Source organism: Magnetospirillum fulvum, from assembly GCF_900108475.1.
In the GTDB taxonomy this organism is placed as follows: domain Bacteria; phylum Pseudomonadota; class Alphaproteobacteria; order Rhodospirillales; family Magnetospirillaceae; genus Phaeospirillum; species Phaeospirillum fulvum_A.
On record NZ_FNWO01000001.1, the window covers coordinates 429,740 to 452,846 of the forward strand.

General features: G+C 65.6%; 25 protein-coding genes. 23 read left to right on the plus strand and 2 right to left on the minus strand.

Annotated features, from left to right (window positions below):
• Positions 1–81 precede the first annotated feature (81 nt).
• Positions 82–438 carry a phasin family protein gene (locus BLW40_RS01880; protein WP_074764920.1) on the plus strand — a complete coding sequence of 119 codons (357 nt, stop codon included), beginning with the start codon at positions 82–84 and terminating at the stop codon, positions 436–438.
• Positions 439–496: 58 nt separating this feature from the next.
• Here BLW40_RS01880 and amrS read toward each other — a convergent pair whose 3' ends face one another.
• Complete coding sequence (amrS, locus tag BLW40_RS01885; protein WP_074764922.1) at positions 497–1,585, minus strand: AmmeMemoRadiSam system radical SAM enzyme; 1,089 nt, start codon at positions 1,583–1,585, stop codon at positions 497–499.
• Between the two features lie 51 nt (positions 1,586–1,636).
• Between amrS and amrB the strand changes: the two genes are divergently transcribed.
• Positions 1,637–3,028: an AmmeMemoRadiSam system protein B gene (gene amrB, locus BLW40_RS01890; protein WP_074764924.1), complete on the plus strand. Its 1,392-nt coding sequence runs from the start codon at positions 1,637–1,639 to the stop codon at positions 3,026–3,028.
• A 54-nt stretch (positions 3,029–3,082) separates the two neighbouring features.
• Here amrB and BLW40_RS01895 read toward each other — a convergent pair whose 3' ends face one another.
• Positions 3,083–4,486 carry a homospermidine synthase gene (locus BLW40_RS01895; protein ID WP_074764926.1) on the minus strand — a complete coding sequence of 468 codons (1,404 nt, stop codon included), beginning with the start codon at positions 4,484–4,486 and terminating at the stop codon, positions 3,083–3,085.
• A gap of 555 nt (positions 4,487–5,041) precedes the next feature.
• On the opposite strand from BLW40_RS01895, the gene BLW40_RS01900 reads away from it, so the two are divergent.
• From BLW40_RS01900 to BLW40_RS02000, 21 genes are all read left to right on the plus strand, one after another.
• On the plus strand, positions 5,042–5,476 hold the full coding sequence (locus BLW40_RS01900; RefSeq protein ID WP_074764928.1) for a response regulator: 435 nt from the start codon (positions 5,042–5,044) through the stop codon (positions 5,474–5,476).
• Between the two features lie 375 nt (positions 5,477–5,851).
• Entirely contained in the window at positions 5,852–6,853 is a 1,002-nt protein-coding gene (locus BLW40_RS01905; RefSeq protein WP_074764930.1) for an FAD:protein FMN transferase, read from the plus strand.
• A 33-nt stretch (positions 6,854–6,886) separates the two neighbouring features.
• A complete protein-coding gene (locus BLW40_RS01910) occupies positions 6,887–7,399 on the plus strand; it encodes a SoxR reducing system RseC family protein (protein ID WP_074764932.1) in 513 nt (170 codons plus the stop codon).
• A 10-nt stretch (positions 7,400–7,409) separates the two neighbouring features.
• Positions 7,410–7,991 carry an electron transport complex subunit RsxA gene (gene rsxA / locus BLW40_RS01915; RefSeq protein ID WP_074764934.1) on the plus strand — a complete coding sequence of 194 codons (582 nt, stop codon included), beginning with the start codon at positions 7,410–7,412 and terminating at the stop codon, positions 7,989–7,991.
• Positions 7,992–8,003: 12 nt separating this feature from the next.
• Entirely contained in the window at positions 8,004–8,540 is a 537-nt protein-coding gene (locus tag BLW40_RS01920; RefSeq protein WP_074764936.1) for an RnfABCDGE type electron transport complex subunit B, read from the plus strand.
• Positions 8,541–8,652: 112 nt separating this feature from the next.
• Entirely contained in the window at positions 8,653–10,116 is a 1,464-nt protein-coding gene (rsxC, locus tag BLW40_RS01925; RefSeq protein WP_074764938.1) for an electron transport complex subunit RsxC, read from the plus strand.
• On the plus strand, positions 10,113–11,192 hold the full coding sequence (locus tag BLW40_RS01930; protein WP_074764940.1) for an RnfABCDGE type electron transport complex subunit D: 1,080 nt from the start codon (positions 10,113–10,115) through the stop codon (positions 11,190–11,192). The genes rsxC and BLW40_RS01930 overlap by 4 nt, the downstream gene beginning before the upstream one ends.
• The gene (gene rsxG / locus BLW40_RS01935) at positions 11,189–11,788 is read left to right on the plus strand and encodes an electron transport complex subunit RsxG (protein ID WP_074764942.1); all 600 of its coding nucleotides are present in this window, start codon (positions 11,189–11,191) and stop codon (positions 11,786–11,788) included. The genes BLW40_RS01930 and rsxG overlap by 4 nt, the downstream gene beginning before the upstream one ends.
• A complete protein-coding gene (locus tag BLW40_RS01940; protein ID WP_074764944.1) occupies positions 11,788–12,459 on the plus strand; it encodes an electron transport complex subunit E in 672 nt (223 codons plus the stop codon). The genes rsxG and BLW40_RS01940 overlap by 1 nt, the downstream gene beginning before the upstream one ends.
• Positions 12,460–12,470: 11 nt before the next feature.
• Positions 12,471–12,767, plus strand: coding sequence for an RnfH family protein (locus BLW40_RS01945; RefSeq protein ID WP_074764946.1), 297 nt, complete (start codon positions 12,471–12,473; stop codon positions 12,765–12,767).
• The gene (locus tag BLW40_RS01950) at positions 12,764–13,177 is read left to right on the plus strand and encodes a hypothetical protein (RefSeq protein WP_074764949.1); all 414 of its coding nucleotides are present in this window, start codon (positions 12,764–12,766) and stop codon (positions 13,175–13,177) included. The genes BLW40_RS01945 and BLW40_RS01950 overlap by 4 nt, the downstream gene beginning before the upstream one ends.
• A 162-nt stretch (positions 13,178–13,339) precedes the next feature.
• On the plus strand, positions 13,340–15,046 hold the full coding sequence (locus BLW40_RS01955) for a thiamine pyrophosphate-binding protein (RefSeq protein WP_074764951.1): 1,707 nt from the start codon (positions 13,340–13,342) through the stop codon (positions 15,044–15,046).
• An 81-nt stretch (positions 15,047–15,127) separates the two neighbouring features.
• A complete protein-coding gene (locus BLW40_RS01960) occupies positions 15,128–15,823 on the plus strand; it encodes an HAD family hydrolase (protein ID WP_074764953.1) in 696 nt (231 codons plus the stop codon).
• Positions 15,802–17,895, plus strand: a complete 2,094-nt coding sequence (locus BLW40_RS01965; RefSeq protein ID WP_074764955.1) for an AsmA family protein — start codon at positions 15,802–15,804, stop codon at positions 17,893–17,895. Before BLW40_RS01960 ends, BLW40_RS01965 begins: the two co-directional genes overlap by 22 nt.
• Positions 17,896–17,913: 18 nt before the next feature.
• Positions 17,914–18,624 (plus strand): ATP12 family chaperone protein, encoded by a 711-nt coding sequence (locus BLW40_RS01970; protein WP_074764957.1) that lies wholly within the window; start codon positions 17,914–17,916, stop codon positions 18,622–18,624.
• Between the two features lie 115 nt (positions 18,625–18,739).
• Entirely contained in the window at positions 18,740–19,036 is a 297-nt protein-coding gene (locus tag BLW40_RS17845; protein ID WP_074764959.1) for a twin-arginine translocase TatA/TatE family subunit, read from the plus strand.
• A gap of 28 nt (positions 19,037–19,064) precedes the next feature.
• Complete coding sequence (tatB, locus tag BLW40_RS01980; RefSeq protein ID WP_074764962.1) at positions 19,065–19,442, plus strand: Sec-independent protein translocase protein TatB; 378 nt, start codon at positions 19,065–19,067, stop codon at positions 19,440–19,442.
• A 16-nt stretch (positions 19,443–19,458) separates the two neighbouring features.
• The gene (gene tatC, locus BLW40_RS01985) at positions 19,459–20,280 is read left to right on the plus strand and encodes a twin-arginine translocase subunit TatC (RefSeq protein WP_244511020.1); all 822 of its coding nucleotides are present in this window, start codon (positions 19,459–19,461) and stop codon (positions 20,278–20,280) included.
• A gap of 120 nt (positions 20,281–20,400) precedes the next feature.
• A complete protein-coding gene (serS, locus tag BLW40_RS01990; protein ID WP_074764966.1) occupies positions 20,401–21,669 on the plus strand; it encodes a serine--tRNA ligase in 1,269 nt (422 codons plus the stop codon).
• Positions 21,669–22,451: a 5'/3'-nucleotidase SurE gene (surE, locus tag BLW40_RS01995; RefSeq protein WP_074764968.1), complete on the plus strand. Its 783-nt coding sequence runs from the start codon at positions 21,669–21,671 to the stop codon at positions 22,449–22,451. The genes serS and surE overlap by 1 nt, the downstream gene beginning before the upstream one ends.
• Positions 22,448–23,092: a protein-L-isoaspartate(D-aspartate) O-methyltransferase gene (locus BLW40_RS02000; protein WP_074764970.1), complete on the plus strand. Its 645-nt coding sequence runs from the start codon at positions 22,448–22,450 to the stop codon at positions 23,090–23,092. The genes surE and BLW40_RS02000 overlap by 4 nt, the downstream gene beginning before the upstream one ends.
• Positions 23,093–23,107: the final 15 nt, after the last annotated feature.

The following is a 23,107-nucleotide window of genomic DNA, read 5'->3' on the forward strand; positions in this document are numbered from 1 at the left end:
AGCTAAAGCGGCCTTATGTTGCACTGCACAATAAGCGATCCGGCCACGGCCCGCTTTGTGGACACAAAGAAGGGATTTGTCATGAGCTTTAAAATTGATGGATTCGAAACCTTCGTCTCGTTCGGCAAGGATAATGCCGACGCTCTGAGCAAGAGCGGCGCTGCCAGCGTCAAGGCGATTGAGGAGATTGCCAAGGCGCAGCAGGCGGTGCTGGCCCGCTCGATCGACAAGGCCGACGCCGCGTTCAAAGCCCTGTTCGCGGTCAAAAGCCCGGTTGAACTGGCCGAACTTCAGAACCGTCTGGCCCGCCAGTCGTTCGAAGACGTCATCGTAGAGACGCGCAAGCTGGCTGAAATCGCCACCGCCGCCGTCAGCGCGACGCTCGAGCCGCTGAACGCCCGCTTCACCGACGTCCAGTCGGGCCGCAAGGCCGCCTGACCGGAATCGGTCGGATCGACGACACCCCGGCCACATCCTGGCCGGGGTTCATCCGGTGTCACTCGCCCAGCCGGACCGGCTGACGTCGGGCTCCCCAATCGCCGGGATGAGGTTCGAACAGACCGGCCAGCCGCGCCCCGCAGGCGCAGCAGCAACCGTTTTCGGTCAGCGCCCAGCCGGTCAGCCGATACCAATCGCGCTCGATCAGACGGGCTTTGCACACCGGGCAGAGGGTGGCGCCTCCGTCGCAATCATGGACATTGCCGGTATAGACGTGGTTGAGGCCGCTGGCCTTGGCGATCCGACGTGCCCGGGTCAGCACCGAAGGATCGGTGGCAAGGTGGTCACGCATCTTCCAGTCGGGATGAAACGCCGACAGATGCAGCGGCACATCCGGCCCGAGCGCGGTGGCGATCCAGCCCGACAGCGCCTCGATTTCGGCGGGAGAATCGTTTTCGCCGGGGATCAGCAAAGTGGTGATCTCGACCCAGGTCGGGGTCTCGTGAACCAGCCAGCGCAAGGTTTCCTTGACCGGTTCCAGGCGACCGCCGCACAGACGGCGATAGAAATCGTCGGAAAAAGACTTCAAATCGACATTGGCGGCATCCATCTCGGCGAACAGATCGCTGCGCGCCGCCGCATCGACATAGCCCGCCGTCACCGCCACCGTCTTTACCCCCCGCGCGCGGCAAGCCAGGGCAACATCGACGGCATATTCGAGAAAAACGACCGGATCGTTATAGGTGAAGGCAACCGAGCGGCAGCCCAGCCGCACCGCCGCCGTGGCGATGGCCTCCGGCGACGCGGATTCGTTCAGGCGATCGACGGTGGTGGCCTTGGAAATATCCCAATTCTGGCAGAAGGTGCAGGTCAGGTTGCACCCGGCGGTCCCGAACGACAGCACCGGCGTCCCGGGCAGAAAGTGGTTGAGCGGCTTCTTCTCGATCGGGTCGATACAAAACCCCGACGAGCGGCCATAGGTGGTGAGCACCATTCCCTCTGCCGCCGCCGCCCGCACGAAGCACAGTCCGCGCTGCCCTTCCCGCAAAATGCACTGGCGGGGGCAAACGGCGCATCGAATCCGACCGTCATCAAGACGATGCCAATGACGCGCAGGAAAGAAAGAGCCCTGGATGGCATTGTTCATCGCCGCAGAGTACCATGAAAGTGGGCAAAAAGCTCAAAAGAGGCCTTGGCCATGACCGCGATTCGCCCCACTGCCGTTGCCGGACAGTTTTATCCGACCGATCCGGCCGAAATCCGCCAAATCTGCGCGGCTCTGCTCGCCGCCGCGCCCCCGGCTCGGCCGCCGGTTCCCAAGGCGATCATTGTTCCCCATGCCGGGTGGATCTATTCCGGTCCCATCGCCGCCGCCGCCTATGCCCAAATGGCTCCAGCACGGGGAAAAGTGCGCCGCGTGGTGCTGTTGGGTCCGTCGCATCGAATCGCCTTGCGCGGACTGGCCTTGTCGAGTGCCGACCAGTGGGCCTCGCCGCTGGGGCCGGTCGGGCTCGATCATGATGGCACCCAGCGTCTGGCCACCCTGCCCGGTCTAGGATTGTTCGACCCGGCCCATGCCCAGGAACATGCACTGGAAGTTCAGCTTCCTTTCCTGCAAACGGTGCTGGGCAACGACTTCCGGATGCTGCCGCTCGTCGTCGGCGACGCTTCGGCCGAAACCGTCGCGGCCGCGCTTGACGCCGTCTGGGGCGGGCCTGAGACCCTGATCGTGATTTCAACCGATTTGTCGCATTATCTCGATTACGAGTCGTGCCGTCGCCGGGACCAATCAACCGCCGCCGCGATCGAACGGTTCGACCCGGACGGGTTGGACCACGAGTCCGCCTGCGGCCGCGTTCCCCTCGCCGGTCTGCTGCTGGCGGCGAAGCGGCGGGCGATGCGAATCGAACGGCTTGATCTACGCAATTCCGGCGACACCGCCGGACCGCGCGACCGGGTGGTCGGCTATGGAGCCTGGGCCTTGTACGAAACCGAAAAAGAAACCGGGACGAAAGACGAAGACGCGGAGATTCGCGCCCTCGGCCCGACCCTGCTCGATCTGGCCTGGGGTTCGATCCACCACGGACTGAGCCATGGTCGCCCCGCATCCGCCCCGGTCACGTCCACCGGTCGCCTCGACCAACCCGGCGCGGTCTTCGTCACCTTGACCCGCCAGGGCGAATTGCGCGGCTGTATCGGCTCGCCGCAGGCCTGGCGCCCGCTGGCCGAAGATATCGTCGATAACGCGTTCAAGGCCGCCTTTGGCGACCCGCGCTTTCTACCGCTGCGACCGGCCGAGTTGGACGGGCTGGCCCTGTCGGTGTCGGTGCTGACTCCGCCGGTGGCAATGCGCTTCACCGACGAGGCCGATCTGCTGGCCCAGTTGCGCCCGCGTCGTGACGGATTGATCATCGAGGATGGCGGAGCGCGGGCTTTGTTTCTGCCTGCGGTGTGGGAGCAATTGCCCGCCCCCCGGACCTTCCTCGCCCATCTCAAGCGCAAGGCGGGACTGGCCCCCGATCATTGGTCGACCACCTTCCGCGCCAGTCGGTTCGAGGCGGTCGAGATCGGTAAGGACACAAAAGGGTAGCGCGTCGGCCGAGGGAGGACGTGTGCCCCCCTCTGCTTCTACGCTGGCCCCCGATCAGGCGACCCGGATGTTGCGGAACTGCCAGGGATCGCTGGGATCGATATCCTCGGGGAACAAGGTGCCGCGCCCATCGAGCGGGGTCCAATCGGTATAGGCCCCGACCACCGGACCCAGATAGGGGCGGCAGATTTCAAGGATGCGCTGGAAATCAATCTCGTCCGGCTCGACGATGCCGCGCTCGGGATTTTCCATCACCCAGATCATCCCGGCCAGGACCGCGACGGTGACCTGGAGGCTGGTGGCGTTGTTGTGGGGCGCCAGCGAGCGAGCCTCGGCGACCGAAAGCTGCGACCCGTACCAATAGGCGCCCTTGGCGTGACCGGCGAGCAGAACCCCCAGTTCGTCGATACCGCCGGTGATCTCGGACATCATCAGACGCTGGCGCGGCTGCTGAACCCAGCCCTTGCCCGCCAGTTCGTGGACCGACTTCACCGCGTCGTCGCAGGGGTGATAGGCGTAGTGGCAGGTCGGCCGATAGGCCACTTGGTCGCCGTCACGCACCGTCAGAAAATCGGAGATCGAGATCGCTTCGCTATGGGTAATCAGGAAGCCGTGGAACGGTCCCTCGGTCGGAGTCCAGGTCCGCACCTGCTGGCTGGCCCCCGGACGCATCAGATAGATTGCGCTGTCGCAGCCGAAATCGTGGCGGCGGCCATCGCCGGGCAGGCCCTTTTCATGCGAGCCCCAGCCCAGTTCGGCGGGTTGGCAGCCTTCGCCGACGAAGCCGTCGATCGACCAGGTATTGACGAACTCGCCCTTTTCCTTGGGACGGTCGGCGACTTGGGTATCGCGCTCGGCGACGTGGATGACCTTGACGCCGACCCGCTGCGCCAGCGCGGCCCAACCCGCACGGTCGGCCGGAACCGCCGCGTCCAGCCCGCACTCGGTGGCGACGTTCAACAGGGCCTGCTTGACGAAATGCGACACCAGACCCGGATTGGCCCCGTGGGTGATCAACGCGGTCGAGGCGGGGGCAGACCCGCGCAGACCCAGCATCGTTTCGCGCAGGGCGTAATTGCTGCGGCGGCTGGGGCTGAGGGCGGGATCGGTATAGCCGCCCGGCCAGGGTTCGATGCAGGTGTCGAGATAAAGCGCGCCGAGATCGCGGCACAGTTCGACCAGGGCGACCGATGACACATCGACCGAAAGATTGAGCAGGAAATCGCCCTTGCCCAGCAGCGCCGACAGCCGGGGGCGATAATTCTCGCGGGTCAGGGCGTCATTGATGAAGCGCAGCCCGTATTCGTTGGCAACGTCATGACCGCGTTCGTCGGCGGTGATGATGGTGATCCGAGTCGGATCGATGTCGATATGGCGCAGGATCAGCGGCATAACCCCCTGTCCGATGCTGCCGAATCCCACCACCACCAATCGTCCGTCAAACGCGATATGCTTCATCTTTTCTAGTCTCCACTGGGCAAGCGGTTCCCGTCCATTAAGGTTGCCGAACCAAACACGACATCAACACCCGCCCCCCCATGTCGGAGGAGGGTTGGGTACGCTACGCGTCGGCGGCAGGCGACCGGATTGACCGGTCTCGCCTGACCGCCGTCACATACTTTTTTCTAATCTTGGGATAAGGGCCCGTTCGCGGGTCACAACCATGTCCACCTCCCTTTCGGGGACCGGCCCGTTCTTGGCCGGCTTCTCCAAAAAGGACGCGATCGTCGTTGCATAACCCCAGTGGGCCATAGGCACGTGCGTGTGCGTCTCTCACCCACTGTATAGCCTCGGCGGGACCGTCATGCAAGTGACATTACCCAGACAGCGGCGATCGCCGTTTGCATACGTCCGATATCCGAGCTAGGATCGGCACGTCGGACCATATAGCCGCGACCGAAAAACAAATCGCGCTCGACACCGACTTTGTCGGATGATGTCTTATGCCGTGGTTTCACGGCACGGTTCCGCTCCAATACAGAATCGAACCTCGATCAATTGCGGTAAGCCCCAATGAACGCTGTGTCCCCCTATCGTGTTCTGGTCGTTGACGACGATGCGGGGGACGTTGCCCTGGTCTCGCAGGCGATCGGAGAAGGCCCCTTCCCCTGCATTGTCGAACGCGCGCGCGATGGGATCGAAGCGCTGGAACGGCTACGCCCGCTCGCTGTCGGCGACGATCCCAACATGCCCCATCTGGTGCTGCTCGACATCAATATGCCGCGCAAGGGCGGCATCCAGGTGCTCGAGGAGATCCGCGCCGATCCGATGCTGAACCATCTCCCCGTCGTAGTGATGTCGACCTCGACCTCGGAATGGGACATCGCCACCGCCTATCGGGCCGGAGCCTGCGGCTACATCGCTAAGCCGATGGAAATAGACGATCTGTTTCGGGCGATTCACGGCGTCGAGGCCTATTGGTTCGGCGTGGTGCGGCGGCCAGACTGACGGCCCATCCCCACCCAGACCCAACCCAGCCCAATAGACATATGACCGACTATGCCACTTCGCAGTGGCAGGCTGGGGTGACGAAATTTTGTGGCGTTTCTCCCGTCGTTTTCGGTTACACATGCCAGCCATGCGGCCGGGGTGCGTTGCACAATGGCTGAATTCGATGGAATTCTGCCACTCTATACTGGTTCACCCTTATGCGGTCAGGGGTAGGTAGGACTTGAACCGCGCATTTGGGTAGCCTAGGATGCGCCCCGACGTTTTTTTGGGCATGTTTGACAACGTGGCTAAGATTTGAGCATATCCATCCGTTCCGGAGCGGCGGCACCCGCCCCGGACTCAGGATGTTCGCTGGAGGAGGGCTGAGGTTCTATGACCGTCCGTATCAACCGCCGTCGTGCCATCACCGTGCTGGCTGCCGCCGCCGGCCTGCCGCTGATCTGGCAGGCGAGCCAGGCGCAAGCCGCCCGTCTGATCCGTTGGGAAGGCACCACTCTCGGCGCTCCCTCGACCATCCAGCTCTATCACACCGATGAAGCCAAGGCCCGCGCCGCCATCGCCGCCGGTCTTGACGAACTCGCCAGGCTGGAATCGATCTTCAGCGTCTATCGCGCCGATTCGGCCCTCTCGGCGCTGAACCGCGACGGACGTCTCGACAACGCTCCGGTCGAACTGATCGAAATGCTGACCCACGCCCGCGATCTGGCGAAGATCAGCGACGGCGTCTACGACCCGACGATCCAGCCGGTGTGGCAGCTGTATTTCAGCCACTTCACCGCCGCCAACCCCGACCCCGCCGGTCCCGCCGCCGCCGATCTGGCCCAGGCGCTGGCCCTGGTCGATTGGCGCGGCATCGAGATTGATCCGGTCGGCCGCACCATCGTGCTGGCCCGCCCCGGCATGGCGATCACGCTGAATTCCGGCGCTCAGGGCTATATCACCGACCGCGTCGCCGACGTGCTGCGGAGCCACGGCTTCGTCAACATGCTGGTCGATATGGGCGAGCCCCGCGCGCTGTCGACCAAGCCGGACGGCTCGGCCTGGCGGATCGGCATCGCCAACCCGGCCGATCCCACCCGCGCCATCACCGAAATCGACGTCGTCGATAAGGCGATCTCGACCTCGGGCGGCTATGGTACCCTGTTCGACGATGCCGGCCAGTTCACCCACCTGATCGACACCCGCACCGGCAAGACCGCGCCAGCGATGGTGGGCGTCTCGGTGATCGCCGACACCGCCACCAAGGCCGACGGGCTGTCGACCGCGCTTCTGCTGGCTCCGGTCGAACGGCGTCAGGAGATTTTGCGTGCCGCCGGTGGTCTGACGGCGATCTTCGTCACCCCCGACGGCGTCACCGCCACGGTGACGGCCTAAAGATAGAAATGGCGTGAAAGGCGGCATGGAGACATGAGCCAGGGTCTGGACCGCGCATCGTCGCCCGAAGGCGAAAACACCATCGAGGCTGTGGCCAAGGTGGTGGCCTTCGAACACGGGCTGGCCGTTCTTGAACCGGAACCGACCGGATCGTGCAACGGCTGCATGTCTGCGGCGCTGTGCGGCACCAAGACCGGCAACACCTCCCGCCTGCTGGCCAAGCGCTTTACCCTGGCCGACAGCGCCGGATTGAAGATCGGCGACCGGGTAGTGGTCGGTTTGGGCGGCGGCTCGCTGATGCGGGCCTCGCTCACCGCCTACGCCATTCCGCTGCTGACGATGCTGGTCACGATGGTCACGATCGACCAGATGGGCGGCGGCGAGACCCGGACCATGGTGGGGGCCTTCGCCGGTCTGGCGGTTGGTATCGGGATCGCCCGGCTGTCCGCCTCGTACCTTGCCAAAAAGGGGGATCTGTCCCCCCGCTTAATTCGTCGCGCCTACGGCCCCGGCCCGGGCGAAAGCTGCCATACCGATCTCGGGTGAGGGATATTCGATGCACGATTTACTGCTGCTGATCGTCGGAGCGGCTCTGGTCAACAACGTAGTGCTGGCCCGCTTCCTGGGCTTGTGCTCGTTCATGGGTGTGACGACCAAGCAGGAAACCGCCGTCGGCATGAGCTTGGCGACCACCTTCGTCATCACCGTCTCCTGTATGGGCGACTGGGCGGTCGAACAATATCTGCTGGAACCTTACGGTGTTGGCTATCTGCGGACCGTCACCTTTATCCTGGTGATCGCCGCCGCGGTGCAGTTCACCGAACTGACCGTCCGCAAGGTATCGCCGTCGCTGTTCAAGACGCTGGGCATCTATCTGCCGCTGATCACCACCAACTGCGCCGTGCTCGGCCTCGCGCTGCTGCTGGTCGAGGGCAAGATGAGCTTCATCAACGCCACCCTGTTCGGGTTCGCCTCGGCGTTGGGCTACAGTCTGGTGATGGTGATCTTCGCCGGTCTGCGCGAACGGATTGCGCTCGCCACCGTGCCCCGCCTGTTCGCCGGCCCGCCGGTCGGATTCATCACCGCCAGCCTGCTCGCCCTTGCCTTCATGGGCTTTTCCGGCATGGCCACCAACTAGGGAGATGACACCATGTTGATCGCAGTCGGAGGTCTGGCCGCCATGGGCGTCACCCTCGGTGCCCTCCTCGGCGTTGCCGCCCGTTATCTCGCCGTCGAAGCCGATCCGTTGGAAGCCGAGCTTCAGGCGATGCTGCCCGGATCGCAATGCGGACAGTGCGGTTATGTCGGCTGTCAGCAGTTCGCCGCCGCTCTGGCCGAAGGTCACGCTTCGGTCGCCGCCTGCATCCCCGGCGGTCATGCCACTGCCGAGGCCCTGGCCAAGCGGCTGGGTGTCAGCCTCGACGCCTCTGATCACGTCGAGACCGGCCCGATGGTCGCGTTCGTCAACGAGGATCTGTGCATCGGCTGCCTGCGCTGCTTCAACGAGTGCGGAACCGATGCGATCGTCGGTGCCGCCAAGCAGGTGCACACCGTCATCGCCGACGTCTGCCACGCCTGCGGAAAGTGCGTCAAGGCCTGCCCGACCGAAGCGATCGAGATGCGGCCGGTGCTGCCGACGCTCGCGACGTGGCACTGGGACAAGCCGGGTGCCCACACCGCGCATTAGTCCGTCCGGCCGACCCGATTCGCCTTTGCGGCAAAGTGTTCCCCGCGCCAGCCGCGCGGGGGGCCGATGCCCCAGTCCGATTGTTTTGCAAGCTCTGTAGGAGCGACGGTTCATGAAGTTGTTTCCCATCAAGGGCGGCATTCATCCCGAATACCGCAAGGAACTGACCAGCGAGAAGCCGATCGTCGCGCTCCCGATCCCGTCGGTTCTTTATCTGCCGGTGCAGCAGCACATGGGGGCCGCCGCCAGCACGGTGGTCAAAGTTGGGGATGTGGTGCTGAAGGGACAGATGCTGGCCCGCGGCCAGGGCGTCGTTTCCGCCCCGGTCCACGCGCCGACCTCGGGCAAGATCGTCGAGATCGCCGAGATGACCGCGCCGCATCCGTCGGGTCTGCCGATGCTGACGATCGTGCTGGAAGCCGACGGCAAGGATCAGTGGGCCGACCTGCCCGCCCCGATCGCCGATCCCTTCGCCGAATCGACCCAGGTGATCCGCGCCCGTGTCGGTGAATCCGGCATCGTCGGGCTGGGTGGGGCGACCTTCCCCTCGGCGGTCAAGCTGGGCCTTGGCGACAAGAACAAGCTGGAGATTCTCCTGCTGAACGGCGCCGAGTGCGAACCCTACCTCACCTGCGACGACCGGGTGATGCGTGAATATGCCGCGGAAGTGATCGACGGTGCCCGGATCATGGCTCACGCCCTGGGCGCGCCCCAGGTGGTGATCGCGATCGAGGACAACAAGCCGCAGGCGACCGAGGCGATGCGCAAGGCCGCGAGTGCCCAGCCCAACGTCACCATCGTCGGCGTGCCGGTCCAGTATCCGATGGGAGCCGAACGCCACCTGACCCAGGCGGTGACCGGTCGGGAAACCCCGGCGCGCAAGCTGACCGCCGATGTCGGTGTGGTGGTGCACAATGTCGCCACCGCGCGGGCGATCCATCATGCCGTCCGCTTCGGCCGCCCGCTGCTGTCGCGGGTGGTCACCGTCAGCGGCCACGGCATCAAGGAACCGAAGAACATCGAAGTGCCGCTGGGCACCCCGATCAACGACCTGCTCGGCTTCTGCGGCGGCATCAACGGCCAGATCAAGCGTCTGGTCAGCGGCGGCCCGATGATGGGCCAGCCGATCGTCGATACCGCCGTCCCGGTGGTCAAGGGCACGTCGGGCGTGCTGGCGCTGACCGGCGACGAAGTCAACGAACGGCCGACCCAGCCCTGCATCCGTTGCGGCACCTGCGTGTCGATCTGTCCGTGCGGTCTGGTCCCGGTCGAGATGGCGGCGCTGATCCGCAACGAGCGACTGGAAGAAGCCGCCGCGATCGGGCTTCAGGATTGCGTGTCGTGCGGATCCTGCTCGTACATCTGCCCCTCCTATGTTCCGCTGGTCCATTACTTCAACTACGCCAAGGGCCGGCTGAATGCGCTTGACCGCGAGCGTCGCAAGACCGAGCAGACCAAGGCTCTGGTCGAAGCCCGCAACGCCCGTCTGGAGCGGGTCGCCCAGGCCAAGCGCGACGCCGCCGCCCGCGCCAAGGCGCAATCGCAAAACTCTGACGTGAACAAGGCAGACGCATGAGAATCGCCGTCGATAAGAGCGGACCGTTCACCCACGCTCCCACCAGCGTCTCGCGCACCATGACTCTGGTGCTGGCGGCGCTGCTCCCCGCTACGCTGTATGATATCTGGCTGTTCGGTTGGCCGGCGGCGTTGATGTTCCTGGTCACCGTGCTGTCCTGCGTCGGGCTCGAGGCCATGTGCCTGTACCTGTCGAAGCGCCCGGTCGGCCCCACCCTCGCCGATGGCTCGGCGGTTCTGACCGGCTGGTTGCTGGCGATGAGCATGCCGCCGTGGGCGCCGTGGTGGGTGTGTTTCGTCGCCGCCGTGTTCGCGATCTGCCTCGCCAAGCATGCCTTTGGCGGTCTCGGCCAGAACGTGTTCAACCCGGCGATGGTCGGCCGTATCGCGGTGCTGGTGTCGTTCCCGCTCCAGATGACCACCTTTGTCCGTCCCGCCCCGCTGGGCAGCGCCGGATCGCCCGGTCTGATCGACAGCATCGGCATCATCTTCGGCCACTCGGCGATGCTGGATTCGCTCAGCGCCGCCTCGGCTCTCGGCTACATCAAGACCGAATTGTCGCGCGGCATTCCGGTCAGCCAGTCGATCCTGACCGCCCCCGACCTCACCAGCCTGGCGCTCGGCACCCATGCTGGCAGCTTCGGCGAGACCTCGGCGTTCCTGATCCTGCTGGGTGGCCTGTTCCTGATCGCCAAGCGGGTGATCTCCTGGCACATCCCGGTCGCGGTGATGGGAACCCTGTTCCTGCTCGGCACCGTGTTCAGTGCGATCAATCCCGACCGCTTCACGCCGGGAACCTTCCAATTGCTGTCGGGTGCGACGATCCTGGGGGCGTTCTTTATCGCCACCGATTACGTCACCTCGCCGGTGTCGAAATCGGGCCAGTTGGTCTACGGCTTTGGCATCGGCTTCCTGACCTGGGTCATCCGCACGTTCGCCGGTTATCCCGAAGGCATGGCCTTCGCGGTTCTGCTGATGAACGCGTTGACCCCGATCATCGACCACCATATTCGCCCGCGCGCCTTTGGCCGTACCCGCAAGGGCGAGCCGCTGCCGTTGAACAGGGGGAATAAATGAGCCGCGCCACCTGGATTCACGCCTCGATCCTGGGGGCGTTCTGCCTGGGCTTCGGAATCGTGCTGGCCGTCACCGACCAGCAGACCAACGACGACATCAAGCAGCGCATCCTTGAGGACAAGGAACGCTCGCTGTCTCAGGTGCTGCCGACCGCGATCCACGACAATTCGCCGGTTACCGACACCATCACCCTGAAGGATGCCAAGGGCGAGGATGTCACCATCTATCGCGCCACCAAGGGCGGACAGGTTACCGGCGTCGCTTATACTATCGTCGGGAGCGGCTATGCCGGTCCGATCCGCCTGATGCTGGGCGTCGATGCCGAGGGCAAGGTTCTCGGTGTCCGCGTCATCACCCACAAGGAAACCCCTGGCCTGGGCGACAAGATCCAGGTCGATAAGGGCGACTGGATTCTGCGCTTCAACGGGCTGTCGTTCGCCAACACCCCGCTGGAGAAGTGGAAGGTGAAAAAGGACGGCGGTCAATTCGATCAGTTCTCGGGCGCGACCATCACGCCGCGCGGCGTGGTCGGCGCGATCCGCGAGGGTCTGCATTTCTTTGACGCTCAGAAATCCAAGATGCTGGAGGCCGGTTGATGGCTACGCCCTACAAGACGATCATCAAGGACGGACTGTGGGAAAATAACGGCGTCATCGCCATGCTGTTGGGCATGTGCCCGACCATGGCGGTCACGACCAGCGCCACCAACGGCCTTGGCCTCGGCATCGCCACCGCGGTGGTGATGGCCGCCTCCAGCCTGCTGGTTGCGCTGTTCCGTAACACGATCACCCAGGAAGTCCGTATCCCGGTCTACATCCTGATCATTGCCTCGATGACCACCCTGGTCGATCTGTGCATGAACGCCTGGATGCACGAGATGTACAAGGTGTTGGGCCTGTTCATCCCGCTGATCGTGTCGAACTGTCTGCCGCTCGCCCGTCTCGAAGCCTTCGCCGCCAAGGAACCGGTCAGCCGCTCCTTCCTGGACGGCCTGTTCATGGGCATCGGCTTCACCCTGGCGCTGGTGGTGATCGGCGCGATCCGCGAACTGATCGGCAATGGCACCGTTTTCGCCGACGCCGCCCTGCTGCTGGGTCCGGCGTTCCACTTCATGGAACTGCGTCTGCTGCCCGCCGATAGCGGCGTGCTGCTGGCGATCCTGCCTCCGGGCGGGTTCCTGGTCACCGGGCTGGTTCTGGTCGCCAAGCGGATGATCGACCTTGCCGCCGGCAAGGAAATCCGCATGGCCGGCGCTCATAGCGTCTAAGGAGAAGAGCGATGAAGGTCGGAGTCGTCTACGCCACCCCGGCACGTCAATCCTGGCTGACCATCGACGTGCCCGACGGCAGCACCGTCAAGGACGCGATCGAGAAGTCCGGCATCCTGCGCCAGTTCCCCGAGATCGATCTGGACGCCCAGAAGGTCGGGATCTATGGCAAAGCGACCACCCTTGACGCGGTGGTCGAGGATGGGGCGCGGATCGAGATCTACCGTCAGATCACCGCCGACCCCAAGACCGTCCGTCGCCGCCCCCGCGAGGGGGCCGCTCCGGCCAACGGGGGGGCGGAAGGATGAGCCTCGGTGACGATCTCTCGATCGCCCAGTCGGTCGCCTTCGCGATCCTTCACGCTCAGGATCTCGAGAGCAACAGCGACTGGATCGGCTGGGCCAAAAGCTGGCTGAACGGCGACGACCGTTCCGCCAGCGCCGCCGCCGCCGCCGCCGACATCGCGGTCAACCCGGCGGCCCGCCATGCCGCCAATGCGGCCCGGCTGTTCGATCTGGCCCAGGCGCTGCAAACCGAAGCGGCGATGTTGTCGGCCGAAGGTCGCAACGCGGGCTGGACGCTGGACACGGTCGAGAACCGCAACACCGAATGCCTGACCGAGGTCGCCGAGGCGATCCGACTGGCCGACAGCGAGGGGGCGAAGGGCGGTTCGGCACGGCGTGCCGAATTGCTGGCTTTGGCCGTGCGCCATCACTGATCGCGGACAGGCCGGTTCCACACTGATCATATAAGCCGTCGGGTCGACTCTTCGCCCCGACGGCTTTATCATTTCCCACCCCGCTTGCCGTGATACCGGATCGGGGGCCTTGGGCAGGCCGAACACCAGGGTCCGGCGGGAACCGACACGACGAGGTATCTTTTGAACGGAGCGGACTACGTCGCCGCCTTTTTGCGGCATCGGGGCGTCGGGCGGGTTCATTGCACGGCCGGGATATCCTGCGCGCTGATGATCGACGCGATCGCCCGCCAGCCGGGGATTGATTATTTCACCCATTTCAACGAGCGTTCGGCGGCGCTGGCCGCCGATGCGGTATGGCGGAGCGCGCGCCGGATCGGGGTGGCGATGGCCAGCGGCGGCCCCGGCGCGGCCAACCTGATCTCCGGCATCGCCTGCGCCTGTCACGATTCGGTTCCGGCGCTGTTCATCACCGGCCGAGCCGCAATCGAGCGGACCCCGATTGCGGCAATGGCCGCTCCAATTGCCAAGAAAACATTCGAGGTCACCTGCGCGGCCGATCTGCCTCGTATCCTGGCCGAAGCCTGGGATCTTGCCACTGTCGGCCGACCTGGGCCGGTTCTGGTCGATATCCCGGTCGCAGTGCAGACCGAGCCGGTTGACCTGCCGATCCTGCCGCCCCAGATCGCTCCCCCCCTGCCGCCACCGGAACTAGACGAGATTGCCGCCACTCTCAACGCCTTTCTGGCCGAGGGTGCACGCCCGCTGTTGCTGCTGGGCGGTGGCGTCGGACAGGCGGGAATTGCCACCGCGCTGGCCGACTGGCTGCGGCGCGACCGGGTTCCGTTTGTCGCCAGTTGGAGCGCGTTGGCCTGCTTCGACCACGATTTGCCCAGCTATCTGGGCGCGATCGGCCGCCATGGCAATCGCGGAGCCAATTTCGCGCTGTGGAACTGCGACCGCCTGCTGGTGCTGGGCAGCCGTCTCGACGCCAATCTGCGCGGAAGCGATCCCCGCTATTTCGCGCCCTCCGCCCGCATTCACGTTATCGACATCGACCCGGCCGATCTGGCCCGTCTCGCCGCCGACGGCTATCAGACCAGTTGCCTCGACCTGCGCTATCTGCCGCAATTGCTCGACCAATTGACCGCGCCGCAACCGACTCGCGCCTGGCACGATTATCTGGAAGAGACCCGCGCCCGCTATCTCGGCCGCGACATTTCGACCTTTGCCCAGACCCACCGGGTGCTGTCGCCCTATGCGGTGATCCGGCGTCTGACGAAGGGCCTGGCTCTCGACGCGGTGGTGATCGGCGATTGCGGGGCCAATCTGTGCTGGCTGTTCCAGATGTTCCACCGCCGCCGCCATTCCCTGTTCGCGGCCGGAGGGCTGGCCCCGACCGGCTACGCTGTTCCGGCGGCGATCGGAGCGGTGTTGGAACAGCCCCGCCGACAAGTTGTGGCGGTGGTCGGCGATGGCGGATTGCAGGCGTCGTTGCAGGATTTGCAGACGCTGGCCTATCACCGGCTGGGGATCGCGGTGGTGGTGTTCAACAATAACGGCTATGGCCTGATCAAGCAGTATCAGGACCAGAATTGCGACAACCGCTACGAGGCGTCGGGGCGGCTGTACAGTGTTCCCGATCTCGAACGGATCGCGGCGGCATTCGGGATCGCGTACCGCAAAATCGACCATGTCGAGCAGATCGGGGCCGATATGTTCCTAACCGGTGGGCCGATCCTGATCGAAATCGGCATTGCCGAAGACATGCCAGTCGAGCCGCAAGTCCCCGCCGATGGACAGATTAGCCACCAGAGCCCCGCTTTGAGCGACGACGAGCGCGCTTTTGGTGGCCGCTTCGTGCCGTTCGACCGTCCAGCCCCCTGCTAATCGTCACCCTGTCATGACGAGGATTGGTCGGCGGGCTTGGCTGCGCTATTGTCCGCCCACCCCCACCCATCGTGAGACATCATGCCGCCTCTGCGCCTTGCTATGTTCGATGTCGACGGCACCCTGATCGACAGCCAGCACACCATCGTCAGCGCGATGACAATGGCCTGGGGCCGGATGGGTCTCGGCATCCCCCAACCCGATCAGGTGCGCCGGATCATCGGTCTGTCGCTGGTCGAAGCCTGCGCGATGCTGCTGCCCTGGGCCTCGGCGGCGACCCACCGCGCCGTCGCCGAGGCCTATAAGAGCGCCTTTCACACCCTGCGGGTGAAGCCCGAACACGACGATCCACTGTTTCCCGGCGCGCTTGCCGCGCTGGACCGGCTGGAGGCGGACGGTTGGCTGCTGGGGCTCGCCACCGGCAAGTCGCGGCGGGGCGTCGAGGCGATGCTGGAGACTCACGGCCTGCGCGGACGCTTTGTCACGATCCAGACCGCCGACGAAAATCCCAGCAAGCCCGACCCGTCGATGCTGCTGCGCGCCGCCAACGAATGCGGGCTCGATCCCGCCGCTGTCGTGATGATCGGCGATACCTCTTACGACATGGCGATGGCCAATGCCGCCCGCGCCGTCGCCATCGGCGTCTCGTGGGGCTATCAATCGCTGGACGAGTTGCACAGTGCCGGAGCCCGGGTGGTTCTGGACAGTTTTGAACAGCTGAGTCGAACGCTCGACTTGGTCATCGGAGAACGGCCATGCGTCCCGCCACAATCATAAAGATCGTCCTTGTCGCCGGCCTGTTGCTGGCGATCGCGGCGATTGCGGCCGCCAAATCGGTCAATACCGAGCGGTACAAGGCGGTTCTGGCCGACCGTGTCCGAGCCGCCACCGGTCTGACGATGGTCTTCAACGGGCCGGTCAAGCTGCGCCTCGGCCTCTCGCCCCGTCTCAGCATCACCGGGCTGGGCCTGTCGGTGCCGGGGGCCTCGGCGCCGATGGTGCAGGTCGATCGCATCGAGGCCCGGGTCGGGCTGCTGCCGCTGCTGTTCCGCCAGTTCCGCACCGAGCGGCTGCTCTTGATCCGGCCGACCCTGCGTCTGACCCCGACCACCGCTCCTGCCGCCGCCGCCGCGATCGCCGCCGCCGCCGGGATCGGCCTCGACCGGGTCAGCGACGAAGTGCCGCCGACCAGCTTTGCCCTGGGCGAGGTCCAGCTTGAGGACGCGACCCTGCTGTGGGTTCCCGACGCGCCCCAGAGCGAAACCCGCATCCAATTGCCACAGGGGCGGATTCGCCCGGAAAGCATCGAAGGCGGTCGCCTGACGCTCGAAGCGCACGGCCAATGGGCCGGGACCGGCTTCGAACTGGGCGGCATCGTCGGACCGGCCGACACCCGCAAGCGCCACCGTCCCTTCCCGATCCAGTTGAAGGGGACGATCAACGGCGCGGTCGTCGTCGCCCGCGGCGGCATTGCCGATCCGTTGACCGGCGAGGGGCTCGACATCATCCTCGACGCCCGGGGTGACGAGATCGCGACCCTGCTGCACCGGGCCGGATGGCTGTCGCTCGCCGAGGGACAGACCCCTCCGGCGATCGGCCCCTACAAGGTCGCGGCCCGGCTGGTCGGTTCGGTCCAGGCTCCGGCACTGGAAAATATCGACGCGGTGCTGGGCAAGCACGACACCCTGTTGCTCGGCGCGCGCGGATCGTTCTCGGCGCCGCTGTCCGGTCACGGGCTCGATCTCGCTTTGACCGCCGAGGCCGACAGCCTGACCGGACCGGGACGGCTGTTCGGACTGGACCTCGCCAGCGGGGCGGCATTGCGGGCGGGCGGCAAACTGACCGATAGCCCGACGGGCTGGCGGCTGAGTGGAATCAAGGCGACCATCGGCAGCAGTGATCTCTCCGGCGATCTCGCTCTGGCGCTCCAGCCCCGGCCAGCGGTCAGCGGCAAGATCGCCGCCACCACTCTTACCCTGTCCGATCTTGGTCTCGATCCGCTGAGGCTGATCGAAACGGTCCAGCCGACACCAGCGCGCCCGGCGATCCCGATCGCCGACGAACGCTTGCTGGCCAACGAACCGCTGGCGCTGAATCGTCTGGGAAGCTTCGATCTCGACCTCGGCATTACCGCCGCCAACCTTCCCTTGGGGGCGGCCGGGTTCACCGAGGCCGCCGCGACGGTGCGCCTGACCGCCGGACGGTTGGCGATCGAGGGCTTTTCCGCCCGGCTGGGCGAGGGCCTTCTGACCGGAGAAGCGCTGCTCGACGCCTCCGACCACGTCCCCGCCGCCGCCCTGAAGCTGGCAGGCAGCGGACTTGACCTGAAGCGGATCGGGGGCGGCTTCCCCTTCGATGGCGGCCGCGCCGAACTGGCGGTCGATCTGCACGCCCAGGGAGCCAGCCCGCGCATGCTGGCCGGAACCCTGGACGGTCATATCCTGGCCGGAATCGGTGATACCGGACTGGCTGCCAGCACCGCAGGCGGCGTTCCCGCCCGGCTGCTGACCGCGTTGGACGGCGGAACCGGCGACGAAGACCCGATCCATCTGCGCTGCGCCGCCGTCCGGATCGGCATCAAGAACGGACTGGCCAGCGCCGAACGCGGCCTGGCGGTCGAGACCCCGCGCGCGGCGATCCTGGGCAGCGGTACGCTCGATCTGCGCACCGAGATGCTCGACCTTGTCTTTGCGGTGCGCGGCGGATCGGCGGCCCGGCTGCGCGGGGCGCTGGCCGTTCCCGTCGTCGGCGGCGAGTCCACCGGTCTGCGTCCCTTTTCGCAACGTCCCGCCGCCACCCGGCCGCCGGTCGATCCTGCTCCCTGCCGTGCCGTCATCGGCCGCCGCTAACCTTCGAGGTCCGTACCCGTGAGTCTCACTCCCCTTCGCCGCTTCTATGCCGCCGCCGCCGCCGCCGAAAGCGAGGACGGCTTTGCCGTCCATCTCGACGGGCGCCCGGTGCGGACCCCCGGCGGGTGCTTGCTGCGCGTTCCTACCCGCTCCCTGGCCGAAGCGATCGCCGCCGAATGGGACGATCAGGGCGAAACGATCCAGCCGTCCTCGATGCCGCTGACCCAATTGGCCAGCACCGCGCTCGACCGCGTCGGCCCCGAGCGGGAGACGATCACCGGCTATCTGATGGCCTATGCCGGGACCGACCTGTTGTGCTACCGCGCCGAGTCTCCGACCGATCTGGCCGAGCGGCAGGCCCAGGAATGGCAGCCGCTGCTGGATTGGGCCGCCGAGACGCTGGCGGCTCCGCTGGTCTCGACCGTCTCGGTGCTGGCGGTGGCCCAGCCCGACCACGCCGTCGCGGCACTGGCAGAGCATCTGGAGCGTCAGGATTCCTGGCGGCTGACCGCGATCCAGGCCGCCGCCGCCGCCACCGGCTCGCTGGTGCTGGCCCTGGCCCTGACCCAGGCGCGGATTGATGCCGCCACCGCCTGGAGCCTGTCCCAGCTCGACGAGACCTATCAGATCGAGCAATGGGGCGAGGACGCCGAAGCCACCGCGCGCCGCGCCGCCCTCAAACGCGATATCGCGGCGGCCGAACGGCTGCTGGCGCTGCTGGTCGGCTGACCGCCGGTCTATTTCGAGATCAACCGCCCGGCGGCATTGCGGTCGGCGTCGTCATTTGCGATGATCCGGCCCCGGCCACCCGGCCATCGTTTCATCGCGTCGAGGAGAATGGGTCATGGGAAGCTGGAGCATCGGGCATTGGCTGATCGTTCTGGTCATCGTGCTGCTGCTGTTCGGCGCCAACAAGATCCCTAAGCTGATGGGCGACATGGCCAAAGGGGTCAAGGCGTTCAAGCAGGGTCTGAAGGACGGCGACGAAGAGAATGCGGCTCAGCCCGCGCCGCAACCCCAGGCCAGCGTTCAAGCTCCGCCCGTCGCGGCCCAGAACGTCGCGGCCCCGCAGCAGCCCGTCGCGGCTCCGGCCGCCGCCCCGCAGGCAGCACAGCAGCCCGATCCGCTGCACAAAAGCTAAGGCCGCTTAACGGCACGGGAGAGTCCGGATGTTCGATATCGGCTGGGACGAGATGGCGCTGATTGCCGCCGTCAGCCTGATCGTGATCGGGCCGAAGGACTTGCCCGTGGTGCTGCGTCAGGTCGGACGCTGGACCCGCAAGGCCCGGCTGATGGCCGCCGATTTCCAGCGCGGATTCGACGACATGGTGCGCGAATCCGAACTGGACGAGGTCAAGCAGCAGATCGTCAAGGCAAGCGACCCTGCCTTGTTGCGCGCAGAGATCGACAAGGCGGTCGATCCCGACGGAGACCTGGCGCGGGCGATGACGCTGCCGCCACCGGACGCCCTTCCCCCTCCGGCTGCGAACCCCGTTCCCGAGCCGATTCCCGCCGATGCGCCGCAATCGCGGCCTCCGGCCCCCTGACCTGGGCGATCCCGACGTGACCGAGTCCCTCGACGACAAAACGATGCCGCTGCTCGACCATCTGATCGAGCTGCGCCGTCGGCTGATCTGGTCGGCGCTGGCGTTCCTCGTCGCCTTCGGTGTCTGCTATTACTTTTCCGGCACGATCTACGAGTTTCTGCTCGAACCCTATTCGTCGGCGGCGCTGGCCAAGGGCGGCAGCCGCCGCCTGATCTATACCGCACCGACCGAAGCGTTCTTCACCTTCATGAAGGTCGCGGGATTCTCCGCCGCCGCGATCTGCTTCCCGGTCTGGGCCGGGCAATTGTGGGCGTTCATCGCCCCGGGGCTCTACAAGCACGAGAAGCGCGCCTTTCTCCCCTTCATGCTGGCGACGCCGGTCCTGTTCGCGATGGGCGCGGCCCTGGTCTATTTCGTCGTCCTGCCCGGTCTTTACACCTATCTGCTCAGTTTCGAATCGCTGGTGGCGGCACCGGGATCGCTGCCGATCCAGCTCGAAGCCAAGGTCAACGAATCGCTGTCGCTGATCATGACCCTGATCTTCGCCTTCGGACTGGCCTTCCAGATGCCGGTGCTGCTGACCCTGCTGGCCCGGGTGGGCGTGATCACCGCGAAGGGAATGGCGGAAAAGCGCCGCTTTGCCATCGTCGGCAATTTCGTCTTCGCCGCGATCGTGACTCCGCCCGACATCGTCAGCCAGTGTTCGCTGGCGATCCCGATGGTTCTGCTCTACGAAATCTCGATTCTGGCGGCCCGCGCGATGGAAAAACGACGCGCCAAGGCTGATTCCGAGGCCGAGGAGACCGACGCGGTCGAAGAAACCGATTTCAACGGATAGCGGCTTAATCTGGCCGATTGGGTCGCGTTACATTCAGAACCGATTCGCCGCCGCGTCTCGACAAGAATTCCGCGTCGGCTTATAACCAGCCGCTTGGCAGACTTTCCCGGATACCGTTCCATGCACGACCTGAAGTCGATTCGCGACAATCCCGCAGCGTTCGATGCCGGCCTCGCCCGGCGTGGGTTGCCGCCCCAATCGGCGGCGATCCTGGAGCTTGACGCGCGCCGTCGCGCCGCCCAGACCACCTTTCAGGACTTGCAGGCCCGGCGCAACGACGCCTCGAAGCAGATCGGCCAGATCAAGCGCCAGGGCGGCGATTGCGAGGCCCTGATGGCCGAGGTCGCGGCGATCAAGGAGCGGATTCCGGCAATCGAGGACGAAGACCGGGTGATCGGCGCCGAGATCGAGACGATCCTTGCCACCCTGCCCAACCTGCCCGACGAGTCGGTTCCCGATGGCCCCGACGAAAGCGCCAATGTCGAGATTCGCCGCTGGGGCACACCGCGCGCGTTCGATTTCACCCCGCTCGACCACGATGCGCTGGGCGAAAAAATGGGCGGAATGGATTTCGACGGCGCGGCCAAGCTGTCGGGAGCCCGCTTCGTCGTGCTGAAGGGGCCGCTGGCCCGGCTGCAACGCGCGCTCGGCCAGTTCATGCTTGACCTCCAGACCGGCGAGCACGGCTATACCGAGATCGACCCGCCACTGATGATCAAGGATTCCGCTGCGTTCGGCACCGGCCAATTGCCGAAATTCAGCGAGGATCTGTTCAAGACCAACACCGGTCACTGGCTGATCCCCACCGCCGAGGTACCGCTGACCAATCTGGTCGCCGATGCGATCCTCGACGAAAAAGACCTGCCGTTGCGGATGACCGCGCTGACCCCCTGCTTCCGTTCCGAAGCCGGATCGGCGGGCAAGGACACCCGCGGCATGATCCGCCAGCACCAGTTCCACAAGGTGGAAATGGTGTCGGTGGTCCACCCCGACCGCTCGGACGAAGAACACGAGCGGATGACCAAATGCGCCGAGACGGTGCTGCAACGCCTCGGCCTGCCCTACCGCGTCGTCGTGTTGTGTTCGGGCGACATGGGCTTTTCCGCCCGCAAGACCTATGACATCGAGGTCTGGCTGCCGGGGCAGCAGCGCTATCGCGAAATCTCGTCTTGCTCGAATTGCGGCGAGTTCCAGGCGCGGCGGATGAAGGCCCGCTTCCGCCCCGAGGGCGAAAAGGGCACCCGCCCCGTCCATACCTTGAACGGGTCGGGACTGGCGGTCGGCCGGACCCTGATCGCGGTGCTGGAGAATTACCAGCAGGCCGACGGCAGCATCGTCGTTCCCGAGGCGTTGCGCCCCTATCTGGGCGGTCTGGAGCGAATAAGCTGATGTTTGCTCCGCTCGCCGACCTGTCGGGCCTGCGTATCCTGGTCTCGAACGACGACGGCATCAATGCTCCGGGGATCAAGGTGCTGGAGCGCATCGCCCGGACCCTGTCGGACGATGTCTGGGTGGTCGCCCCCGAGCACGAACAGAGCGCCGCCGGGCACTCGCTGACGATCCGTCGTCCGCTCCGGGTGCGCGAGGTGTCGCCCTGTCATTATGCCGTCGATGGCACCCCCACCGACGCCGTTTTGCTCGGGATCAACCACATCATCAAGGGCAAGCGCCCCGATCTGGTGCTGTCGGGGATCAATCGCGGCTCGAATCTGGGCGAGGACGTCACCTATTCCGGCACCGTCGCGGCGGCGATGGAGGCGACGATCCTGGGCGTCCCCGCGATCGCTTTGTCGCAATTCGTCACGCCCCCCGATGCGGTGAAGTGGGATACCGGCGAACAATGGGCCGCAAGGGTGATCCGGCTTCTGCTGACCCAGGGCTGGCCGCGCAACGTGCTGATGAACGTCAATTTCCCCGATGTCCCTGCCGCCGAGGTCAGCGGGATCGAGGTCACCGCCCAGGGCAAGCGGAAGATCGGCGATGCGATCGTCGAACGCTCCGACCCGCGCGGCGATCCCTATGTCTGGATCGGGGCGCAGCGGGCCGAGGATCGCGGCATTCCCGGCACCGATATCGAGGCGGTTTGCCGTGGCGCGGTTTCGGTGACGCCGCTGTGCTTCGACCTGACCGACCGGCCCACCATGCAGGCGCTGTCTGCCATCTTCCCATGACCCCCGCCGAATCGCGCGTCCGCCGCCTGTTGACCGAGTTGCGCCGACAAGGCGTCGGCGATGCGCGGGTGCTGGCGGCGATCGAGCGGGTTCCGCGCCATCTGTTCGTCGCCACCCCCTTTCTTGACCAAGCCTACGAGAACGTCGCCCTGCCGATCGGTCGGGGCCAGACCGTCAGCCAGCCGCTGGTCGTTGGTCTGATGACCCAGGCGCTGGCGGTCGGCGAACGGATGAAGGTGCTCGAGATCGGCACCGGATCGGGCTATCAGGCGGCGGTGCTGGCACCGCTGTGCCGCCGGGTCTATTCGATCGAGCGCCACCGTCCCCTGCTGGCCGAGGCCGAGGCGCGCCTGCGCCGCTTGCGAATTCACAACGTCACCTGCCGCTTGGGCGACGGGTCGCGGGGATGGCCGGAACAGGCTCCATTCGACCGCATCATCGTCACCGCCGCCGCTCCCGACATTCCCCCCGCCTTGATCGAACAATTGAAGCCGGACGGACTGATGGTGCTCCCACTCGGCGATGTCGGCGGCATCGATCAGGAATTGGTGCGGATCGCCAAAAGTCCGGCCGGATTGGACATTCATCCCTTCCTCGCGGTCCGTTTTGTTCCGCTGGTCGAAGGACTTCCCGAGGAATAAGCAATCCAGGTCCTC